Source organism: Ruegeria sp. BHSB172 (assembly GCF_059613165.1).
This window is the reverse complement of the sequence record NZ_JBXWRZ010000002.1, coordinates 156,354-172,592: the sequence shown is the minus strand read 5'-3', so window position 1 is coordinate 172,592 and position 16,239 is coordinate 156,354. Positions and strand designations below refer to the sequence as shown.

The 16,239-nt window shown below is 63.6% G+C and carries 17 protein-coding genes; 7 read left to right on the top strand and 10 right to left on the bottom strand.

What is annotated here, in order from left to right:
- The first annotated feature begins 1 nt into the window (after window position 1).
- Entirely contained in the window at window positions 2-775 is a 774-nt protein-coding gene (locus tag AC2FM3_RS01830; protein WP_496678599.1) for an alpha/beta fold hydrolase, read from the top strand.
- Window positions 772-1,932, top strand: a complete 1,161-nt coding sequence (locus AC2FM3_RS01825) for an alpha-D-ribose 1-methylphosphonate 5-triphosphate diphosphatase (protein WP_496678598.1) — start codon at window positions 772-774, stop codon at window positions 1,930-1,932. Before AC2FM3_RS01830 ends, AC2FM3_RS01825 begins: the two co-directional genes overlap by 4 nt.
- Here AC2FM3_RS01825 and AC2FM3_RS01820 read toward each other — a convergent pair.
- The 3 genes from AC2FM3_RS01820 to AC2FM3_RS01810 form a co-directional block, all read right to left on the bottom strand.
- The gene (locus AC2FM3_RS01820; protein WP_496678597.1) at window positions 1,929-2,996 is read right to left on the bottom strand and encodes a 5-(carboxyamino)imidazole ribonucleotide synthase; all 1,068 of its coding nucleotides are present in this window, start codon (window positions 2,994-2,996) and stop codon (window positions 1,929-1,931) included. The genes AC2FM3_RS01825 and AC2FM3_RS01820 overlap by 4 nt on opposite strands.
- Window positions 2,989-3,477: a 5-(carboxyamino)imidazole ribonucleotide mutase gene (gene purE, locus AC2FM3_RS01815; protein ID WP_496678595.1), complete on the bottom strand. Its 489-nt coding sequence runs from the start codon at window positions 3,475-3,477 to the stop codon at window positions 2,989-2,991. Before purE ends, AC2FM3_RS01820 begins: the two co-directional genes overlap by 8 nt.
- Before the next feature lie 81 nt (window positions 3,478-3,558).
- Window positions 3,559-3,783: a YdcH family protein gene (locus AC2FM3_RS01810; protein WP_005981552.1), complete on the bottom strand. Its 225-nt coding sequence runs from the start codon at window positions 3,781-3,783 to the stop codon at window positions 3,559-3,561.
- A 165-nt stretch (window positions 3,784-3,948) separates the two neighbouring features.
- Here AC2FM3_RS01810 and AC2FM3_RS01805 point away from each other — a divergent pair, with 165 nt between their 5' ends.
- From AC2FM3_RS01805 to AC2FM3_RS01790, 4 genes are all read left to right on the top strand, one after another.
- The gene (locus AC2FM3_RS01805; RefSeq protein ID WP_149776452.1) at window positions 3,949-4,362 is read left to right on the top strand and encodes an Hsp20 family protein; all 414 of its coding nucleotides are present in this window, start codon (window positions 3,949-3,951) and stop codon (window positions 4,360-4,362) included.
- 3 nt (window positions 4,363-4,365) lie between these two features.
- On the top strand, window positions 4,366-4,590 hold the full coding sequence (locus AC2FM3_RS01800) for a DUF1150 family protein (protein ID WP_496678593.1): 225 nt from the start codon (window positions 4,366-4,368) through the stop codon (window positions 4,588-4,590).
- A 96-nt stretch (window positions 4,591-4,686) separates the two neighbouring features.
- Window positions 4,687-5,574 carry a PhzF family phenazine biosynthesis protein gene (locus AC2FM3_RS01795; protein WP_496678592.1) on the top strand — a complete coding sequence of 296 codons (888 nt, stop codon included), beginning with the start codon at window positions 4,687-4,689 and terminating at the stop codon, window positions 5,572-5,574.
- Window positions 5,571-6,437, top strand: a complete 867-nt coding sequence (locus AC2FM3_RS01790; RefSeq protein ID WP_496678591.1) for a hypothetical protein — start codon at window positions 5,571-5,573, stop codon at window positions 6,435-6,437. Before AC2FM3_RS01795 ends, AC2FM3_RS01790 begins: the two co-directional genes overlap by 4 nt.
- A gap of 75 nt (window positions 6,438-6,512) precedes the next feature.
- On the opposite strand, the gene AC2FM3_RS01785 is transcribed toward AC2FM3_RS01790, so the two are convergent.
- From AC2FM3_RS01785 to trxB, 3 genes are all read right to left on the bottom strand, one after another.
- Window positions 6,513-8,231, bottom strand: a complete 1,719-nt coding sequence (locus AC2FM3_RS01785) for a bifunctional sulfate adenylyltransferase/adenylylsulfate kinase (RefSeq protein ID WP_496678590.1) — start codon at window positions 8,229-8,231, stop codon at window positions 6,513-6,515.
- A gap of 197 nt (window positions 8,232-8,428) precedes the next feature.
- On the bottom strand, window positions 8,429-10,120 hold the full coding sequence (locus AC2FM3_RS01780; protein ID WP_496678588.1) for an adenylate/guanylate cyclase domain-containing protein: 1,692 nt from the start codon (window positions 10,118-10,120) through the stop codon (window positions 8,429-8,431).
- Window positions 10,121-10,234: 114 nt separating this feature from the next.
- Window positions 10,235-11,176, bottom strand: coding sequence for a thioredoxin-disulfide reductase (gene trxB / locus AC2FM3_RS01775; protein ID WP_496678587.1), 942 nt, complete (start codon window positions 11,174-11,176; stop codon window positions 10,235-10,237).
- 208 nt (window positions 11,177-11,384) lie between these two features.
- Here trxB and AC2FM3_RS01770 point away from each other — a divergent pair, with 208 nt between their 5' ends.
- Window positions 11,385-11,885 (top strand): Lrp/AsnC family transcriptional regulator, encoded by a 501-nt coding sequence (locus AC2FM3_RS01770; protein ID WP_005981568.1) that lies wholly within the window; start codon window positions 11,385-11,387, stop codon window positions 11,883-11,885.
- Between the two features lie 128 nt (window positions 11,886-12,013).
- Here AC2FM3_RS01770 and AC2FM3_RS01765 read toward each other — a convergent pair whose 3' ends face one another.
- The 4 genes from AC2FM3_RS01765 to lgt form a co-directional block, all read right to left on the bottom strand.
- Window positions 12,014-12,796, bottom strand: coding sequence for a Hint domain-containing protein (locus AC2FM3_RS01765; protein WP_496678586.1), 783 nt, complete (start codon window positions 12,794-12,796; stop codon window positions 12,014-12,016).
- Between the two features lie 736 nt (window positions 12,797-13,532).
- A complete protein-coding gene (gene pgeF, locus AC2FM3_RS01760) occupies window positions 13,533-14,291 on the bottom strand; it encodes a peptidoglycan editing factor PgeF (protein ID WP_496678585.1) in 759 nt (252 codons plus the stop codon).
- The gene (locus AC2FM3_RS01755) at window positions 14,288-15,355 is read right to left on the bottom strand and encodes a class I SAM-dependent methyltransferase (RefSeq protein WP_496678583.1); all 1,068 of its coding nucleotides are present in this window, start codon (window positions 15,353-15,355) and stop codon (window positions 14,288-14,290) included. The genes pgeF and AC2FM3_RS01755 overlap by 4 nt, the downstream gene beginning before the upstream one ends.
- On the bottom strand, window positions 15,352-16,239 hold the full coding sequence (gene lgt / locus AC2FM3_RS01750) for a prolipoprotein diacylglyceryl transferase (RefSeq protein ID WP_496678581.1): 888 nt from the start codon (window positions 16,237-16,239) through the stop codon (window positions 15,352-15,354). The genes AC2FM3_RS01755 and lgt overlap by 4 nt, the downstream gene beginning before the upstream one ends.

Sequence of the window (16,239 nt, the reverse complement as noted above, 5' to 3'; positions counted from 1 at the left end):
AATGCGTTTTCTGATCGTCATCCTTCTGTGCCTGGCGCCTTCGCTGGCGCACGCCAAATGCGTGGTTCTTCTGCATGGGCTTGCCCGGACCGAGGCATCCTTTTCGGTCATGGAGGAATTGTTCGAACTGCACGGTTATGACGTCGTGCGCCCGGGCTACCCTTCCACCGACCTGCCGATTCCCGAATTGGCGGACCAGACCTTGCCAGCGGCCTTTTCGGCCTGCAACGGCGACACGGCGAACGTGGTGGCGCATTCGATGGGCGGCATCCTGCTGCGCTATTGGCTGCAGGATCATCGCCCGGAAAACCTGGGCCGCGTGGTCATGCTGGGCCCGCCCAATCAAGGTAGCCAGCTGGTCGACGAACTAGGCGATCTCGAGGTGTTCGGCCTGTTGAACGGGCCTGCGGGACTGCAGCTGGGAACAGGCTCCGAGGGCATCCCCCGACGCCTGCCACCGGTGGATTTCAAACTCGGGGTGATCGCCGGGGAAAACTCGTTGAACCCTGTCTTTTCGGCGCTGGTCGACGGGCCGGACGACGGCAAGGTCGCGGTCGAGGAAACCAAGGTCGAAGGCATGGCCGACCACATCGTCTTGCCGGTGACACACACCTTCATGATGAACAACCCGCGGGTCATGGCCCAAGCGCTGCATTTCATCGAATACGGATCTTTCGACCGCAGCATCACCTGGCTGGACGGTGTTCTCGATATCATCGATGAGATCTGCATCGGCCAGGACTGCGGCGAACCCAACTCGGAGCCCACGCGGTGACCGCATTGGAACTTACCTTTACCGGGGCGCAGGTCCTGCACCCTGACTGCGGACTTGTCGGTGATGACCTCTCGATCGCCGATGGCTTGATCCAAGAAGGCGGCGGTGCGCCGGTCGTTGATCTGAACGGCTATCTGGTCCTGCCGGGCATCATCGACCTGCACGGTGACGGGTTCGAGCGTCACATCGCCCCGCGCCGGGGGGCCATGAAGCAGATGGACGAGGGAATCCGCGCCGCCGAGGCCGAGCTGGCGGCCAATGGCATCACCACCGCCGTGCTGGCGCAATTCTACAGCTGGGAGGGCGGCGTGCGCGGCCCTCGTTTCGCCGCCGACGTGTTCCGCGCGATCGCGGCGGTGAAGGGCAGCGTGGTCACTGACCTGATCCCGCAGTTGCGGTTCGAAACCCACCTGCTGGACGATTATGCCGACCTGCCGGGGCGCATCGCTGACTGGCAGGTGCCCTATGTCGTGTTCAACGATCACCTGCCGCATGACCGTCTGGCGCAGGGGCGCACCCCGCCGCGTTTGACGGGGCAGGCGCTCAAGGCCGGTCGCAGCCCCGAGGCGCATCTGAAGATGCTGCAGCAGATGCATGCCCGGACCTCCGAGGTACCCGCCGCGCTTGATGCGCTGTGCGCGGCGCTGGCCCAACAAGGCGTGCGTCTGGGCAGCCATGACGACGCGACGGCAGAGGCCCGTTCCCAATGGCGCAAACGCGGCGTGCATATCGCCGAATTTCCCGAAACGCTCGAGGCGGCCGAGGCAGCCAAGGCTGCGGGCGATCACGTCATTCTGGGCTCGCCCAACGTGGTGCGGGGCGGATCGCACAAGGGCAATGTCAGCGCGCTGGACCTGCTCGCCATGGGGCTGTGCGATGCGCTGGCGTCGGACTATCACTATCCCAGCCCGCGCAGGGCGGCACTGATGCTGATGAAATCGGGGCTGATGGATCTGGCGGGCGCATGGGCGCTGGTGTCGTCGGGGCCAGCGCGGATACTTGGCCTAAAGGACCGCGGGTCGCTGCAACCCGGCCAACGCGCCGATCTGGTCATTCTAGACGCTGAAACGCAGCGCGTGGCGGCAACCATCGCCGGCGGCCGGGTCAGTTTCCTGTCGGGGGATATCGCCGGGCGGTTCGTCGCCGCGGCGCGCTAGCGTTTGATCCGGTTGAAATGGCCCATCTTGCGGCCCGGCTTGACCTCGGCCTTGCCATACAGGTGCAGGGCCACGTCACGCTGTTGCGCAAGCTCGGGCACGCGGTCCATGTCGTCGCCGATCAGGTTCTCCATCACCACATCCGCGTGACGCTGCCCATCGCCCAGCGGCCAGCCGGCCACGGCGCGGATATGCTGCTCGAACTGATCGACCGCGCAGCCGTTCTGCGTCCAGTGACCCGAGTTGTGAACGCGCGGCGCGATCTCGTTCACGATCAGGCCCTGCGGTGTCACGAACAGTTCGACCCCCATGACGCCGACATAATCCAGCGCGTTCAGGATATTCGCGGCCAGCAGCACCGCGTCGGTCCGCAGGGCAGGGGACAGGCGCGCGGGCACCGTGGTCGTGTGCAGGATGCCGTCGCGATGCACGTTCTCGCCGGGGTCGAAACAGGCCACCTGGCCGTCCAGCCCGCGGGCGGCGATGATCGACACCTCGTGGCTGAAATTCACGAAGCCTTCCAGGATCGCGGGTGCACCCTGCATGTCGGCCAGCGCGGCCCGGGCGTCCTCGGGCGTCTTCAGCCGCGCCTGCCCCTTTCCGTCATAGCCGAAGCGGCGGGTCTTGAGGATCGCCGGCGTGCCGATCCGTTCGATGGCGGCCTGCAGGCTGTCCAGGTCGGTCACATCGGCAAAGGGTGCGGTGTTCAGGCCCAGACCTTGCAGGAATGTCTTTTCGGTCAACCGGTCCTGGCTGACCCGCAGCGCCTCGCGGCCGGGCCGGATGGGGCGGTGCGACTCCAGAACGTCCAGCGCCTCGGTCGGGATGTTTTCGAACTCGTAGGTGATGACATCGACGGATTGCGCAAAAGCGGCCAGCGCCTCGGCATCCTCATAGGATGCGGTGGTCACGCGATGCGCCACCTGGCCCGCGGGCGGGTTGGCGCCCGGCTCAAAAATATGGGTCACGAAGCCCAGTCGCGCCGCGGCCATCGACAGCATTCGGCCCAATTGGCCGCCGCCCAGAATTCCGATCACCGCGCCGGGCTGCAAGGGGCTACTCATCGCGGGGCTCCTCGGGGATCGAGTCCGACAGTGCCGCACGCCAGGCGTCCAGCCGGTCGGCCAGGGCTGCGTCCTGCAGGGCCAGAATGCCAGCGGCCATCAGGCCGGCATTGGTGCCGCCGGCCGAACCGATGGCCATGGTCGCAACCGGAAAGCCCTTGGGCATCTGCACGATGGAATAGAGCGAGTCGACACCGGACAGCGCCCGCGTCTGAACTGGAACGCCGATCACCGGCACCCGCGTCTTGGACGCCATCATGCCCGGTAGGTGCGCGGCACCGCCAGCGCCGGCGATGATCACCTGAAGCCCGCGCTGCACGGCGCTCTTCCCGTACTCCCACAGACGGTCCGGCGTACGGTGGGCCGAGACGATTTTGGCCTCGTAGGCCACACCCAGTTCGTCCAGTATCTCTGCAGCGCCTTTCATGGTGGGCCAGTCCGACTGGCTGCCCATGATGATTCCGACCTTGATCTCGCTCATCTGCCCTGTTCCCCGCCTGCGTTAGGAAGCGCGCACTATAGTGAAATCCGCTTGCGTGGCAATGCGGTTGACCGCGCCGGATCAGGCGATGATGTCAGGGGTCAGGCGATCCTCGATCAGCCGGATGATGTCCTTAAGGCGCAGCTTCTGTTTCTTCAGACGCTTCACCGTCAGCTGGTCGGCGGTGCCGGTCGCCTCGAGCGCCTTGATCGCCTCGTCCAAGTCGCGGTGCTGCTGGCGGAACACCTCCAGTTCGACGCGCAGAACCTCGTCGGTTTTCATCGAAATGTCGGTGGGCGCATTCATGGGCGACTCATTCGTGGCTGGTGGTGCGTGACCCACAGAATAGTGCGTTCGGGTGAAATCTCCTAGACCTTGTGGTCGGCCGTATTTCACCCCATATTCTAATGTGCGCGGTTGCCGACTTGGGGCCGCGCATCACGTCGCTTTGACAAAGAAGGACGAGAAAACGTGTCAAAACTTACTCTTGGCTCATACCCGCATCTTCTGGGGTTCGAGCAGTTGGAACGCCTTCTGGAACGGTCCGCAAAGGCCGGAAACGAAGGGTATCCGCCCTACAACATCGAACAGACATCCGATCACTCGTACCGCATCACCCTGGCCGTGGCCGGGTTTTCCGAAGACGACCTGTCGATCACCATCGAGGATCGGCAACTGGTGATCCGGGGCCGTCAACGCGACGACAGCGAGGGGCGCGTGTTCCTGCATCGCGGCATCGCGGCCCGTCAGTTCCAGCGCATGTTCGTTCTGGCCGACGGGGTCGAAGTGGGCGAGGCCATCATGGAAAACGGTCTGCTGCACATCGACCTGACCCGCGCCGTGCCGGAAGCCGTGGTGCAGACGATCAACATCAGGAAAGGGTAAGCCATGAATACACCGTATGAAATCAACACCGAAGGCGATCGGATCGTCTATGTGAAAGCCGTGGACGTGGCCAAGCTGCCGCATGAGGTGCGCGCGCAGGCCGGAGATCTGGAGCATCTCTATGCCGTCCACAACTCGGACGGGCAGCAATTGGCGCTGGTTGCCGACCGCAAGCTGGCCTTCGTTCTGGCCCGCCAGCATGACCTGTCGCCGGTGGCCGTGCACTGACACGGCCCGCGACGGCGCAGTTCAGGCCGCGCGAATGGACATACTCCCACCCGCAGGGCCCGGCCCTGAGCGCAGACCGACAGGGCACGAGGGCACATGAGCTGGTTCGAATTCGATTGGGTGGACGCCTTCAGCGACCGCGCCTTTGGCGGAAATGGCTGTGCGGTCGTGCATGAGGGTGCACATCTGCCCGTTTCGGTCTGCACAGCCTTCGTCCGCGAAACCTCGTTGGTGGAATGCACCTTTACCGGCCCTTCGGACGTGGCCGATGTCCGGGTGCGCTATTTCCTGGCCAGCCGTGAAATTCCCTTTGCCGGTCACCCGACCATAGCCACCGTGGCCGCGATGCGCAGTCGCGGGCTGATCTTGGGCAACGCCCTGACCCTGGAAACCGGTGCGGGGATCGTGGGCATCCGTTTGGATGGCGACCAGATCGAGATGACGCAGGTCGCGCCGGAGTTCGGCCCGCATGTCGCGCCCGAGCTGGTGGCGGCCGCCATCGGGCTGCCCGCCAGCGCGATCGTTTCGCCGCCGCAGTTGGTTTCGACCGGGCTGCCGTTCTGCATTACCGTCCTGCGCGATCACGCGGCCCTGCGCGCGGCACAACTGAACCTGGATGCGCTGCGCCAAGTGGCGCAGACGGCGGGCTATTCAGGCGCCGACATGGCCGAACCTTTCCTGGTGACGCTGCAAGGCGCAACCGAGGCGGGCGACACGTTCTCGCGCCTGCTACTGGCCCCGCCCAGCCCGCCGGAAGACCCGTTCACCGGATCGGCCACCGGCGCCATGGCGGCGTATCTGTGGAAATACGGGCTTATGGCCAAGGACAGCTTTGTCGCCGAACAGGGCCACGACATGGGCCGACCGGGGCAGGCCGTCGTCACCCGCGTGGGGCCGCCGGATGCGATGACGGGCATCAAGGTCGCCGGGTGCGGGTTCGTCCTGATGCGCGGCCAGACCGACCTGCCGGACACCCTGCAATGACCGAATCTGCGATCGCGATCCTGCCCTACGGCCACCGTCTGGGGCCGAAACTGACATCGGTGCCGCTGTCCGATCTGATCTGGCCTTTGGGCTGCCCCGAGCGGTTGACGGGCAAGACCGTGGGTGACCTGACACCATCGGACCATCTGCTCATGTATCCCAACTCGACTGTGCATTTGCGGCTGCGGCGCGGCACGCGGGCGCGGATATCTCTGATGATGGGCGAGCCGTCGGCCATCCATGGCAAGCATGACCGGATGCTGCGATGGACCTGGCGGCGATTCTTCCGGGTGTTCACCTTCCACGAGGTGTTGCTGGACAGCTTGCCCAACGCGGTGTTCCTGCCCTATGGCGTGACCCAGGTGCCCGATTGGCGCGACTTGGACGTGACCAAACACCGGTCGTGCTCGCTGATCGCCTCGGCCAAGCGCGATCTCGAGGGGCATCAGCTACGCCATGCGGTGATCGACTGGGCGCGCGAAGCGGGGGCCGATGTCGACATCATGGGCCGTGGCTACAACCCGTTCGAGCGCAAATCCGACGGGCTGGCGCCTTATCGCTATTCGGTCATCATCGAAAACGTGCGTGAGCGGAACTACTTTTCAGAAAAACTGACTGACGCGATCCTGTGCGCGACCGTGCCGATCTATTGGGGCTGCCCGAATATCGGTGATTTTTTCGATACCAAGGGCATGATCCTGTGTAACAGCCAAGCCGATATCCAGCGTGCGATTCAATCGGCGTCCGAAGAGGATTATCAATCACGCCTGCCGCATCTGCGGGCCATACAGGACAAGGCGGCGTGGTTCGGCGATTTCGAAACCCGCGCGGCACAGGCCCTGCGTGACGCCTTGCGCGGCTGACGATCACCTTTGGCGCCGGACCAAAAAGAAAGGCCCCCGGAAACCGGGGGCCTCTGAACTTTGGGGCAGCTCGGATCACGACGCCGCGATCAGCCCCATGCTTTCCAGCTTCAGCAGAACCTGGTGGGCGCAGTTGTCCACGTCCACATTCTCAGTCTCGACCCGCAGTTCCGGGTTTTCGGGCACGTCATAGGGGTCCGAAATTCCGGTGAATTCCTTGATCTTGCCTTCGCGCGCCAGCTTGTACAGGCCCTTGCGGTCGCGGCGCTCGCATTCCTCGAGGCTGGTGGCCACGTGGACCTCGCAGAAGGCGCCAAACTGCTCGATCTCCTCACGCACGGCGCGGCGTGTGGCCGCGTAGGGTGCGATCGGGGCACAAATGGCAATGCCGCCATTCTTGGTGATCTCGGAGGCCACATAGCCGATGCGGCGGATGTTCAGGTCGCGGTGTTCCTTCGAGAAGCCCAGTTCCGAGCTGAGGTTCTTGCGGACGATGTCACCATCCAGCAGCGTGACGGGACGGCCGCCCATCTCCATCAGCTTGACCATCAGAGCGTTGGCGATGGTCGATTTGCCCGAGCCCGAGAAACCGGTGAAGAAGACGGTAAAGCCCTGCTGGCTGCGCGGCGGATAGCGGCGGCGCAGCTGCTCGACCACCTCGGGGAACGAGAACCACTCGGGGATCTCGAGCCCTTCGCGCAGACGGCGGCGCAGTTCGGTGCCCGAGATGTTCAGGATCGTGACGTTGTCCTTGTCCTCGATCTCGTCCGCGGGTTCGTACTGGGCGCGCTCCTGCACATAGACCATGTGTTTGAAGTCGACCATCTCGATGCCGATCTCGTCCTGGTATTTGCGGAACAGGTCCTGCGCGTCGTAGGGACCATAGAAGTCCTCGCCCTGGCTGTTCTTGCCCGGGCCGGCATGGTCACGGCCGACGATGAAATGGGTGCAGCCGTGGTTCTTGCGGATAAGGCCGTGCCAGACCGCTTCGCGCGGGCCTGCCATGCGCATCGCCAGGTTCAGCAGGCTCATCGTAGTTGTCGAGGCCGGGTATTTGTCCAGCACCGCCTCATAGCAGCGTACGCGGGTGAAGTGGTCGACATCGCCGGGCTTGGTCAGGCCTACGACCGGATGGATCAGCAGGTTGGCCTGCGCCTCACGCGCGGCACGGAAGGTCAGTTCCTGGTGCGCGCGGTGCAGCGGGTTGCGGGTCTGAAACGCGACGATGCGGCGCCAGCCCAGCTTGCGGAAATAGGCGCGCAGCTCGTTCGGCGTGTCGCGGCGGGCTTTGAAGTCGTAATGCACCGGCGGCTGGATGCCGGTCACGGGACCGCCAAGGTAAACCTTCCCGGCCACGTTGTGCAGATAGTTGACGGCCGGGTGCGCCAAGTCGTCAGCACCGAAAACCTTTTCGGCCTCGCGCGACTTGTCCGGGGTCCAGCGGTCGGTCACCGTCATGGTGCCCAGGATCACGCCTTCCTGGTCGCGCAGGGCGATGTCCTGACCCAGCTCGATCTGTTCGGCGAACTCTTCACTGACATCCAGTGTGATCGGCATCGGCCAAAGGCTGCCATCGGCCAGGCGCATTTTCTCGACCACGCTGTCATAGTCGGCTTGGGTCAGGAAACCCTTGAGCGGGTTGAACCCGCCGTTCATCAGCAGTTCCAGGTCGCAAATCTGGCGCGGGGTCAGATCCCAGCTGGTCAGGTCGGCGGCTTCGACCTTCAGCTTCTGTGCGGATTCATAAGAAACATACAGCTCCGGGATCGGGGCCAGATTACTCAACATCGTCATTGCAATACTCTTGTCGCAGTGTGGTTGCTTGGTGATTCAGGTGCGTTCCGTGGGGGCATGTGCCCCGGTCGGTGAGCAAAGTCCACACCGTTTCATGAAACAAAGGAGGATATGCGCGGTTTTTGCCGGTTTTGGAAGAATTTTCCCCGAAAATCTCGCGAACGTAGCCAGATTTCTGCAAATCGCCGACAATCGGGTCAGTCGGCGATGATTTGTTCCGCGGGCGCCAGCAAAGTGTTCAGATCGCTGGCACGTTCAACCGCCAGCGCGGCCAGCGGTTCCGACACGCCGCGCAGCAGGAAACTTCGCAAGGTCAGCGCATCGGTCGCGACCCCCGCCGCGCGCAACACGATCTCCGAGGCCAGAAGCTCGACCCCAAGGGCTTTGGTTTCGCTCTCCAGGCGGCTGGCCACGTTGACCGCGTCGCCGATGATCGTGCGGGCTGCATGACCGGCAGCACCGATTTCGCCCAGGACCAGATCGCCCAGATGCAGGCCCATGCCGATGCGGATCTCGGGGCTGTTTTCCGCAGCCAGCTTCTGGTTGAACCGCTGCAGGGCCCGGCTGATATTTGCGGCGGACTTCAATCCGGCCCGGGCCGAACTGGCCGCATCCGCCGTTTCGTAGACCGCCAGCAACCCGTCGCCCATGTATTTGTCGACGGTGCCCCCGTCGGCGGTGATGGCCGGAACGATCGCATCGAAGAACCGGTTCAACAGAAACACGATGTCGTAGGGCAGTTGCCCGGTGGTGCGCGCCGTAAAGCCGCGCATGTCGAGAAACAGCACGGCCAGTTTCCATTCCTGCCCCTGGCTGGCATGGGCGCGTTGCCGCCCGCCGTCGGGCCGGAACACCCGGAACACGGTCAGCGGATCCTGGGGGCGGACCTGGCAGGCGAGGCGCGTGCGTTCGGCGGCTCCAACAGCCTTCAGGCTGCGCGCCTCGGACGAGCTGGGCGCGGGCAGCCGGTCCGCGCCGTCTTCGACGATCACCCGGCAGGTGGTGCATCGCCCTTTGCCGCCGCACAGGGCGGTATGGGGAACGCCGTTGGCCCGCGAGATTTCCAGCAGGGTCAGCCCTTTTTCCGACACCACCTCGGGGCCGTCCACATAACGCACCCGGACCGAATGCCGCCTGCGCCATATCTTGCGCCCGAAATGCACCGCGAGCGCCGCGCCCAGCGCCACCCAGAACACCATCAGCGCGTTGTCTTTCACTCTGAGCATGGTTTCAAAGGCTTCGGGGCGGGGCCAGTTGTAATGTTCGACATACTGCTCGCGCAGGTCGGGAACGGCGAAATCGGCCCAGATGCGCCGCCCCTCGGTCAGCAGGCCGGCCAAGGCAAAGCCGGGAATGAACACGGCGACGCCGATCAGATAGGGCACCAGCTTGCCCCACCAGCGGGTCAGTCTCAGCCACATGTGCAGCCCGATGCAGCCGTGGATCCAAACCACCAGCATCAACGTGCTCTGCATCCAGATGGCCACGTTGGGCCACATCAGGATGATGATGTAACCCATCTCGTCATTGACGCCGAAAACCTCATGCGCATAGCGCGTGTGCACGATATGCGAGATCAACTGTAGGGGGATCAACAGTCCCAGCACCACTTGCAGGGCTGTTTGAAAAGGCATGCGCAGCGTCCGGCGCCGGGCGATCGACACCAGGGCAAGCCCGGCATGGGTCAGCAGTGCAGAATACAGCAGAACGCCACCCAGAACATGCCGGGTGACCTGCTGCCGCGCATCCTGCATCCCGTGCAGGTGGTCGGTGTGAAACAGACCCAGCCCTATATTCAGGAAATGAAAGAAGGCGAAGGTGAACAGAACCAAGCCGCTAGCGATGCGCAGGCGGGTCGTCCAACTGCCCTGCCAAAGAGGGTTGCCCAATCTATCACCCGTTTCTTACGTGCGTGCCGTAAGTCTGCGGCGCGGGGGTACCCCGGGTCAAGCGTAGGGCAAAACGAAAAAAAAACGCGGCACCTGCGTGCCGCGTTTTAGGGGTCATTCCTGTTCGGCCAGGAACCGTTCGGCATCCAGCGCCGCCATGCAGCCCATTCCGGCCGAGGTCACCGCCTGCCGATACACATGGTCGGTCAGGTCGCCGGCCGCGAACACGCCGGGGATCGAGGTCTGCGTGGTGCCGGGTTTGGTTTTGACATAGCCGCCCATATGGGTTTCCAGCACGTCCTTGACCAGCTCGTTGGCGGGTGCGTGGCCGATGGCGACGAACACACCCTTGCAGGGGATCTCGGTGATCTCGCCGGTCTTGACGTTTCTCACCCGCACGCCTTCGACGCCCAGCGGATCCTCGGTGCCGAACACCTCTTCCAGTTCGTGGAACCACAGCGGCTCGATCTTTTCGTTCTTGAACAGGCGGTCTTGCAGTATCTTTTCGGCGCGCAGCTCGTCCCGGCGGTGGATCAGCGTGACCTTGCTGGCGAAATTGGTCAGGAACAGCGCTTCTTCCACGGCGGTGTTGCCGCCGCCGATCACCACGATCTCCTGCCCACGGTAGAAGAAGCCGTCACAGGTGGCGCAGGCCGAAACACCGAAGCCCTTGAATTTCTCCTCCGACGGCAGCCCCAGCCATTTGGCGCGCGCACCGGTCGCCAGGATCACCGCGTCGGCAGAATAAATCGTGCCGCTGTCACCCTTGGCGGTGAAAGGACGTTTGGACAGGTCCAGGTCGTTGATGATGTCACCGATCACCTCGCAGCCCATGGCCTTGGCGTGATCCTGCATGCGCACCATCAGATCCGGGCCCTGAACCTCGGTGTCGCCGGGCCAGTTTTCGACCTCGGTGGTGGTGGTCAACTGGCCGCCCGGCTCGATGCCCTGCACCAGAATCGGGTTCAGCATCGCGCGGCTGGCATAGATGCCCGCGGTGTATCCGGCAGGCCCCGATCCGATGATAAGAACCTTTGTGTGTCGTGTCTCGGCCATGGAATCCCCACTCGAATTTGCCTGTGCCCGTCGCGGGCGCCGGACCTCGATATAGCGGTGGCATCGCACGGCTTAAAGCCCCTTCCTGTCACGCCTGCGTCAGGCGGGGCGGGCAGGGTCGGCGCGAAAAGAAAATTGCGCAGATGCGAAAGAATATTGCGCGCAGCCTGGGTGCTGATATAAGAACCGAAAAATTCAGGAGCACCGCATGGTCACGACACGGCTGGATGAGATCGACCGAAAGATCCTTGCAGAATTGCAGGCGGATGGGCGCATGACCAATGTCGAACTGGCAAAACGCGTTGGAATTTCAGCGCCGCCCTGCCTGCGCCGCGTGCGCACGCTCGAGGAGGCCGGGTACATCCGCGGCTACCACGCCGAGGTCAACGCCCGCGAGCTGGGATTCGAAGTTCAGGTTTTTGCGATGGTGGGACTGGAAAGCCAGGCCGAGGCGGAACTGCGGGCGTTCGAAGACCGCTGCCGCGACTGGCCGCTGGTCCGGGAATGCCACATGCTGAACGGCGAGGTGGACTTCATCCTGAAATGCGTCGCCCCCGACCTCAGCAGTTTTCAACAGTTCCTGACGGGCGAGTTGCTGACCACGCCCAACGTGGCCAGCGTCAAGACCTCGCTTGTCATCCGCGGCGCCAAGGACGAACCGGGCGTCCCGTTCGACGTGCTGGAAGAACGGATGAACCGGACGGCGTGACCCCGGCCTGCGCCGTTTGCGGTGCGCAAGGCGGCAAGATAGCGGCGATGGCCAACGAAATGGCCCAACTGATCAAGATCTGCATGTTTCCCCCACTTTGATGCAGTTTAAAGTAGTAAGTAGATTGTTCAGGCGATGATCGAGTCCATTTCTCCGTCTCGAGCGCGTTCCATGGCCAGCGGTCCGAAGTCGTTGATTGAATGGACGTGCGCGAACAGATTGAGATAGACCGCCCGCAAGGCGGGGGTCATCATCCGCAAAGCCGTCAGGCCGGGGTGGTAGGTTTCGAACTGCAGGCCGTCCACGTTGATCACTGCATGGCGCCTAAGGCAGATGTGGAACAACTCGACTGGGGTCGGCGGCAAGGTCTCGATCACGTTCATGCCGTCCTGGAATTCATCCACTGGGGTCAGCATCGGCTGACCGTTGTTCAGGTGCCGCAAATGCGCGGGTGTGGCCAAAAGGCGTGCCGCGGGCCCTGCGATTACGCCGGATTGCGGTTTTTGCAGCCCGAAGGCGTCGGCCATGATCCGCGTCAGCGGGCGGGTTCGGCCCCGCGCGTCGGGACGCCCCGGGATCAGGGTGACCGACCCTTTCCATAGAACCGTCTGCGATGTCCCGTCATGGGTCAGCACCGTGTCGCCAGGCAGAAGATCCTCAATTGCCAAAGGCCCGTGTTCAGTCTCCAACAGCGACCCGCGGGAAAACGCGCAGAAGGCGTCTTCGAAGACCGGTAGAGCGGGCGCGATATGCCTGGTTTGCGAAATGTCGCCATTTGCCAGCAGGGCGCTGACTTCGTAGCGGCGCAGCTGCGGCCGGGGCGCGTGGCCGGGCTGATCGCCACTTTGCGTCAACGGTGCTGTTTCAATAGCGTTTCTCGCTGCGCGCATCAGAGAATTTGGAAAAGTCATGAAATCTTGATCCTCTCAAATGACCATCTGGGCGATTGCAGCGTGGCCGCATTCGCGTCTGACGGTTCGTATTCCTGTCTCGAGGAGTGATACGTGGCCCGGCAACAACCCGGGCAGGCAGTGCAGAAAATACACGTCATACATTCGGTCAAATCATTGACCCCCCAGACAAACTCGTAAACCGCGGACGAAATTGTCCACGCACTCATGCCCCTGGCACATTTCTCCGCGCATTCAGTGCGCGGACGGCGCATCCGGTCGGGGCAGGCCCGAGATGCGCAGGCGACCATGGGCAGGCAGCTTGCCCAGGATCGCTGTCCGGATCAGGACTGCAGTGCCAGACGGCGCGCAACCCTGACGGATCTGCTGGATACCCGTTTCCAGGGCATTTCCAGCTTTTGGTTCGATGTCGCGGCTATGACGCCGCGAAGAAAACGCGATTTCGACTTCATGTCACATCCTGCGCAGTTTTGTGGGGATCACCCGTTTTTGTGGGGGTCGCCCGTTTCCCGCTGAGAATTCCGGACCATTGCGGCACTGATATGGCCGCACTGGGATCAATTGGAGATGGGATGTGTTTGGTCTTTACGCGCCTCTTTTTTTATCGGTCAGCCATACGGACGAGGCCCCGCGTCCAAAGCTTTGATAACCGTCCGAAAACTCTTCTGATTCCGCCTTCGATGTTTTCACGGAATTGTGGCGAAAAGGGGGCGTCGGAACAAATTTTCGCCGAAGTCTACAGCCGGATCGCAGAGATCAGTCGCCCGTAATCGGCTTCGCCCGCATGGGTCGCGCGTCGATAGGAATAAAACCGCTCCGGGTCGGAATAGGTGCAGTGGCGCGTCCATTCGGCATGCCCGACGCCGGCCCGCCGCAGCCGGTGCAGCCCAAAGGCCGGCAGGTCGAACAGCATCCGGTCACCTTGGCCATTCGCGAAAAAGCGGGTGTTGTCAGGATCATCGGCGATGAAATCGTCCAAAAATTCGGGGCCTACCTCATAGGCGCGTTGCGAGATCGTGGGCCCGATCACCGCCCGAATGTTTGCTCGTCGGGCGCCCAGCGTCTCCATCGTGTCGAGCGTGGCCTCGAGCACGCCTTCCAAAGCGCCGCGCCAGCCGGCATGGGCGGCGCCGATCACGTTTGCTTCAGGATCGGAAAACAGCACCGGTTGACAGTCGGCGGTCAGTACAGTCAGGGCCAGACCCGGCGTGGCGGTCACGATCGCGTCGGCCTTGGGTTTGTCGCCAAGGATCGGTCCTTCGATCGTGACGATGGCAGGCGAATGTACTTGGTGAACACCGATCAACGCCTCGGGCGCGATCTCCATCGCAGCAGCCACGCGGCGGCGGTTCAGCGCGACCGCCTCGCTCTGGTCCGAGGACCCCAGCCCACAGTTCAGTCCCGCAAATATGCCCGACGATGCGCCGCCGCGGCGGCTGAAGAAACCGTGTCGAACAGGTGAAAGCAAGTCCGAGGTCAGAATTTCCAGTGTCATGGCTCGAGTCCCGGTGGCGGTGCTGCGGGTTTGCAGTACAGGCCCAGCACCTTGAACAGGTTTCCCATTTCCTCGGGGTGCGTCAACCGTCGATGTGCGGCGACCAGCATGTTCAGCGCATCGCCCGTCAGCGGGCCTGCCAAAGTCTGCGCACGCTGGGTGATGCCCAGCCGTTCAAGGAACACCCCTTGCGGCGTCAGCCGGGTATGGGCGCAGCCCGCGGCGCGGGCGGCTTGGGCCAGCAGCTCGAAGTCCACATGGGCCGTCAGATCGGCCTGGCCGGGGCTGGCCAGCGGGTCGGCCCGTTCGTGTCCCTTCAGGGCCTGGAACGTGTCGCCCAGCGAAAGCCAGTCGCCATAGTCGATGATCAGGCCCACGCCGCCATGGGTGCGGATCCGGCGGGCGATCTCGGTGACGACGGGAACAGCGGCGGCACAAAGTTCGACCAGATCGCCATCCCGCGTGTCCTTGAGCCGCGCGGTCAACGCCGGCTGCGCTGCCCGTGCGCCCAGGCCAAAGGCCAGATCGTCGCCCTTGAGCCCCACCAGGCGCTCGCGCCAGCCGTCGCCGTCGCGCAGGAACTGGCGGATGGGCAGGGCGTCAAAGAACTCGTTGGCCACCAAGTATAGGGGCAGGTCCGGCAACGCGCCAACCTGTACGATCCAGTCCGGCGCGTGCCCCGCCAGCGCCTCGGCCTGCAGGCCGCGCAGCACCGGCGACGCCTCGAGCAGCACCACCTGTGCCGCGTCGTGAAACCCCGGCACCCCCTTGGTGGCCCGCAGGATGTCGGCCATCAACGTGCCGCGCCCGGGGCCGAGTTCGGCCAGCGCAAACCGATCCGGCTTGCCCTGGTCGATCCAGGCTTGGGCCAGGCACAACCCGATCAGTTCCCCGAACATCTGGCTGATTTCGGGGGCGGTGACGAAATCGCCCTGCGCGCCCAGAGGGTCGCGGGTGGTATAGTAGCCGTAAGTCGGATGCAGCAGGCACTCGGCCATGTAGTCGGCGATGCTCATCGGCCCGTCCTGCCGGATGCGGGCAATCAGATGGTCTCGCAGGTTCATCCCGCCCTCCGGGCGCGTAGCGCGAACCACAGGCCGAGCGCGATCATCGGCAGGGACAACAACTGGCCCATGGTCAGGCCATAGCCGCCGACATGCAAGGCCAGACCCAGCGGGTTGCCGGGCGAGACGAATTGGGCATCGGGCTGGCGAAAGAACTCGACGATGAATCGCGACGCACCATAGCCCGCCAGGAACACGCCCATAACCCGGCCCGGCCAGTGAAACGCCCCGCGCCGATAGACCAGCCACAAAAGAAGCGCGCCCAACAGCAGCCCTTCGAGCGCGGCCTCGTACAGTTGCGAGGGATGGCGGGCGCATATCCCGACGGCTACGTTGGCGCAATCCTGCGCCTCCGTTCCCGGAAAGATCACCGCCCAAGGCAGGTCGCTGGGTCGGCCCCATAACTCGGCATTGACGAAATTGGCCAGCCGCCCCAGCAGCAGCCCAGGCGGCACGGTGTGCGCGATCAGGTCGGCCAGCGGCAGAATCGGCACCGTGTTGCGCCGCGCATACAGATATGCGGCGGTCACCACGCCCAACAGCCCGCCATGGAATGACATGCCGCCCTGCCACACTTTCAGAATGTCCAGCGGATGGCTCAGATAATATCCCGGCTGATAGAACAGCACGAAACCCAGCCGACCACCCAGGATCACGCCCAGGATGATCCAGGTGATCAGGTCCTCCAATTGCTCGGGGCGCATCGGCGGGGTCTGATGGGGCCACAGGGCCGGGCGCCGCAGCGCCATCAGCGCCATGCGCCACGCGATCAGGATGCCGGCGATATAGGCCAGCGCATACCACCGCAGCGCGAATTCCACCCCGAAGGCGGAAATCGAGAACAGCTCGGGCGACAAATCGGGAAAGTTCAAAACAGCCTGCAT

Excerpts from the sequence above, each read along its gene's own strand:
- AC2FM3_RS01785 (WP_496678590.1), bottom strand. The coding sequence starts at position 8,231 with ATGACGATGTTGAGTAATCTGGCCCCGATCCCGGAGCTGTATGTTTCT.
- trxB (WP_496678587.1), bottom strand. The coding sequence starts at position 11,176 with ATGGCCGAGACACGACACACAAAGGTTCTTATCATCGGATCGGGGCCT.
- AC2FM3_RS01800 (WP_496678593.1), top strand. The coding sequence starts at position 4,366 with ATGAATACACCGTATGAAATCAACACCGAAGGCGATCGGATCGTCTAT.
- AC2FM3_RS01755 (WP_496678583.1), bottom strand. The coding sequence starts at position 15,355 with ATGAACCTGCGAGACCATCTGATTGCCCGCATCCGGCAGGACGGGCCG.
- AC2FM3_RS01795 (WP_496678592.1), top strand. The coding sequence starts at position 4,687 with ATGAGCTGGTTCGAATTCGATTGGGTGGACGCCTTCAGCGACCGCGCC.
- purE (WP_496678595.1), bottom strand. The coding sequence starts at position 3,477 with ATGAGCGAGATCAAGGTCGGAATCATCATGGGCAGCCAGTCGGACTGG.
- AC2FM3_RS01820 (WP_496678597.1), bottom strand. The coding sequence starts at position 2,996 with ATGAGTAGCCCCTTGCAGCCCGGCGCGGTGATCGGAATTCTGGGCGGC.
- AC2FM3_RS01765 (WP_496678586.1), bottom strand. The coding sequence starts at position 12,796 with ATGACTTTTCCAAATTCTCTGATGCGCGCAGCGAGAAACGCTATTGAA.
- AC2FM3_RS01810 (WP_005981552.1), bottom strand. The coding sequence starts at position 3,783 with ATGAATGCGCCCACCGACATTTCGATGAAAACCGACGAGGTTCTGCGC.
- AC2FM3_RS01770 (WP_005981568.1), top strand. The coding sequence starts at position 11,385 with ATGGTCACGACACGGCTGGATGAGATCGACCGAAAGATCCTTGCAGAA.
- AC2FM3_RS01830 (WP_496678599.1), top strand. The coding sequence starts at position 2 with ATGCGTTTTCTGATCGTCATCCTTCTGTGCCTGGCGCCTTCGCTGGCG.
- pgeF (WP_496678585.1), bottom strand. The coding sequence starts at position 14,291 with ATGACACTGGAAATTCTGACCTCGGACTTGCTTTCACCTGTTCGACAC.
- lgt (WP_496678581.1), bottom strand. The coding sequence starts at position 16,239 with ATGCAGGCTGTTTTGAACTTTCCCGATTTGTCGCCCGAGCTGTTCTCG.
- AC2FM3_RS01790 (WP_496678591.1), top strand. The coding sequence starts at position 5,571 with ATGACCGAATCTGCGATCGCGATCCTGCCCTACGGCCACCGTCTGGGG.